The 3,511-nt window shown below is 43.0% G+C and carries 2 protein-coding genes; both read right to left on the bottom strand.

Annotated features, from left to right (window positions below):
- Positions 1-237 precede the first annotated feature (237 nt).
- Positions 238-3,024 carry a preprotein translocase subunit SecA gene (secA, locus tag FFR48_RS26350; RefSeq protein WP_137669395.1) on the bottom strand — a complete coding sequence of 929 codons (2,787 nt, stop codon included), beginning with the start codon at positions 3,022-3,024 and terminating at the stop codon, positions 238-240.
- Between the two features lie 209 nt (positions 3,025-3,233).
- Complete coding sequence (locus FFR48_RS26345; protein ID WP_162501976.1) at positions 3,234-3,395, bottom strand: hypothetical protein; 162 nt, start codon at positions 3,393-3,395, stop codon at positions 3,234-3,236.
- Positions 3,396-3,511 lie beyond the last annotated feature (116 nt).

Genomic DNA, 3,511 nt, shown 5'->3' with positions numbered 1-3,511 from the left:
AGTAGAACAGTTAGAAGAATTATTAAATAAATTGCTAAACGAAGGAGGTCTTATTATTAAATGGGAGCGCAAAGTTAAAAATAAAGGTAATGCTGTTTATTCGATTTAGCTGCACAACAGCTTATCTTCCTTCCTTTGCGCCTTTGCGTCTTTGCGTGAGCTTTTCACATCCTCCTCCTAAAACAAAAGACGCAGAAAACGCCACTCTTGCGCCTCTGCGTCTCTGCGTGAAAAAACCTAAACCATCCCAGAAGTCTGCACCGTAGGTTGTGGCTGAGGCTGGAACATAAACAGCGAATAAACCACATCACGGCGGATATTCACCATCATATCCAAGAACAACTCATAACCCTCACTCTTGTACTCAATCAGAGGATCTTTTTGCCCATAACCACGCAAACCAACCGACTCCCGCAAAGCATCCATTTGTTGCAAGTGTTCACGCCACAAAGTATCTATGCGTTGCAGAATAAAGAACCTTTCCGCTTGACGCATCAAACCCGGTTGAATTTGATCAATTTCTGCTTCCTTAAGATCATAAGCAATACGCGCTTGTTCATGGAGGAAAGCCTTAATTTCTGGAACTCCCATATCCTCCAACTGACTAGACTGCATATCAGCCAACAGGTAAACAAACTCCTTCACCTTATCCACCAACTTCTCTAACTCCCATTCTTCCGAAGGTAAATCAGGGTTAATGTAATAATCAACGATGTCATCCATCGTTTTCTCAGCGTATTTAATTACCTGTTCCTTCAGGTCTTGACCTTCCAACACCCGCCGACGTTCCGCATAAATAGCACGACGTTGGTTATTCATCACCTCGTCATACTCAAATACTTGTTTACGGATGTCATAGTAATAGGTTTCAACCTTTTTCTGAGCGCCTTCCAAACTGCGAGTCAACATACCTGACTCAATAGGCATATCTTCCTCTACTTGGAAAGCATTCATTAAGCCGGCAACGCGATCGCCCCCAAAGATCCTTAACAAGTTATCCTCTAAACTGAGGAAAAATCTCGTTGTTCCAGGGTCTCCTTGTCTGCCCGCCCGTCCGCGCAATTGGTTATCAATGCGTCGTGATTCATGACGTTCAGTACCAATAACGTGCAAACCGCCACGGTTCACCACATCATCATGTTCACTACCAGTAAACTCTTCATACTCATGCTTAATGCGCTGGTAAGCTTCCCGCAATTTCTGAATCACAGGATCATCAGTAGGCGCTTTTTCCGCAGCTACCGCGATTTTTTCTTCCGCTTCCAACTCCGGTAAACTTCTTTCACCGTAAGCTTTTACCGCCACGTCTACCGCTTCTTTTAACAGTTGTTCTGTTTCCTTTGATATCTGAGTGGGGAAAATTTCCGGGGAAGCACGCCAAGTTTTCACCTTTTTACCAGGCACAAAACCCTGTCCTCCACCATGACCGGTAGGAAGTCCAGAAGCCCGTTGAATGCTAAACTCATCATCTTCAGGGCTAACGATCCGGGGCATAAAATATTCCCGCAACTTTAACCGCGCCATATATTCGGAGTTACCACCCAGGATGATATCTGTACCCCGTCCTGCCATGTTGGTGGCAATGGTTACAGCCCCTCTGCGTCCAGCTTGGGCGACAATTTCCGCTTCCCGTTCCACGTTTTCCGGTCTAGCATTTAGCAACTCATGGGGAATTTCTATTTCCTTCAAGAGACGGCTAAGAAGTTCGGATTTTTCTACACTGGTCGTACCCACTAACACAGGTCTACCTTGTTCGTGCATTTCCGCACATTCTTTAGCGATCGCCTGCCATTTACCCATTTCCGTCTTAAACACCATATCCGATAAATCTTGGCGTTTTCTCACCCGGTTGGTAGGAATAATGCTTACTTCCAACTTATAAATCTTTTCAAATTCCACCTCTTCCGTCTTCGCTGTTCCTGTCATTCCTCCCAACTTAGGATACAGCAAAAACAGATTTTGATAGGTAATAGTTGCCAGAGTTTGGGTTTCTGGTTGAATGTCTACCCGTTCCTTCGCTTCAATAGCTTGGTGCAGTCCATCACTCCAACGTCGTCCCGGTAATACCCGACCGGTAAATTCATCAACGATCACCACTTCCCCATTACGGACAATATAATTCACGTCTTTGAGAAATAGTTCCTTACCTTTAATCGCATTAAACACAAAATGCGCCCAAGGATTTTCAGGATCAAACAAATCAGTTACATTTAAAAGGTTTTCCGCTTCTGCAAAACCTTCATCCGTTAACAGAACGTTACGCGCCTTTTCGTCTACTTCGTAATGTTCATCTTTTTTAAGAGTAAAAGCAATTTCTGCCGCTTGTAAATACTTTTCTGTCGGTCTTTCCACCTGTCCAGAAATAATTAGCGGTGTCCGTGCTTCATCAATCAGAATCGAATCTACTTCATCAATAACACAATAATTAAAGGGACGCTGCACCACCTCCGCCATAGAAGTGGCCATATTATCCCGCAGGTAGTCAAAACCGATTTCACTGTTAGTTACATAAGTAATATCACAGTCATAGTTTTTCTTCCGTTCTGTGGGACTCATGCTGGCTTGAATTAGCCCCACACTTAAACCCAAGAAACGGTGAACCTGTCCCATCCATTCCGCGTCCCGACGTGCCAGGTAATCGTTCACTGTAATAACGTGAACACCTTTACCCGTGAGGGCATTTAAATAACTCGGTAAGGTAGCCACCAAGGTTTTACCTTCACCGGTTTTCATTTCCGCTATTTGCCCAGTATGCAGAATTGCCCCACCGAGTAACTGTACATCAAAATGTCGTAATCCTAACACCCGTCGAGCAGATTCACGAACAACCGCAAAAGCCTCTGGTAGAATATCATCAAGGCTTTTACCCTTAGATATACGTTGTCTAAACTCAGTAGTTTTACTTTTTAATTCATCATCAGAGAGTGCTTTAATTTCTTCCTCTAAGAGATTAATTTCTGTAATGTAAGGCTGGTATTTTTTTAGTTTACGAGCGTTGGGATCGCCCAACAATAGTTTTAGCATGGCAGTTTATAGAACTAGAACAAGGGGAATGGAAATTAAAGGTTTAGCTAAAAGCTATATAATTATAGACGCTTAACTCAACCCAACCGTTTTGGTGGTGGATGGGTAGAAAATGAGAATCAACTCAAAACCGAAATGAAAATTTACCAATCACCCGATTTTGTGATTGGTTTTAACTCATATCTTATAGTTAAACTTCTTTCATAGTATCATTTTGCCACTAGAACAGGTGACTGGTGACTGGTGACTGGTGACTGGTGACTGGTGACTGGTGACTGGTGACTGGTGACTGGTGACTGGTGACTGGTTTTTTCTGTCTGGTGTCTGGTGACTGGTGTCTGGTGTCTGCTGACTTTTGACTGGTTAATCATATTGATGTATACCGGTCAACTTTCAAATATTAACTAATATGACCAATTTAATTTGTCACTTCTGCTATCAGTAGTAGGAAATAATAATGTTTAGCACCAGATCTGCATGTAACACA

It is taken from the genome of Sphaerospermopsis reniformis (assembly GCF_005402885.1).
GTDB lineage: Bacteria > Cyanobacteriota > Cyanobacteriia > Cyanobacteriales > Nostocaceae > Sphaerospermopsis > Sphaerospermopsis kisseleviana.
The sequence above is the reverse complement of the archived record's forward strand: the minus strand, read 5'-3'. Positions and strand labels throughout refer to the sequence as shown.